The 232-nt window shown below is 67.2% G+C and carries 1 protein-coding gene; it reads right to left on the reverse strand.

The window, feature by feature from the left end:
• Positions 1-48: 48 nt before the first annotated feature.
• The coding region (locus ACP7FG_RS13260; RefSeq protein ID WP_439226673.1) for a hypothetical protein at positions 49-232 on the reverse strand (184 nt) is incomplete at its 5' end.

Here is a 232-nt window from a genome sequence, read left to right on the forward strand (position 1 = left end):
CCCTCGCCCCCCGACCCACGACGCCACTGACCTTCGACCCCCGACACCCTACCCCTGTCCCCCAACCCCGACCCCGACACCTCTTCGGCCACTTGTTGACCGAAAAGACCCCCACTCCTGATGCGAGTGACCCTCGACCCCCGACGACACTAACCCCCGACCACCGACAAAACTAACCCCCGACCCCTGACGCCACCGACACCCGACACCACCGACCATCGACGCGACCGAC

It is taken from the genome of Idiomarina sp. ST10R2A5 (assembly GCF_051842325.1).
GTDB classification, from domain to species: Bacteria; Pseudomonadota; Gammaproteobacteria; order Enterobacterales; family Alteromonadaceae; genus Idiomarina; species Idiomarina abyssalis.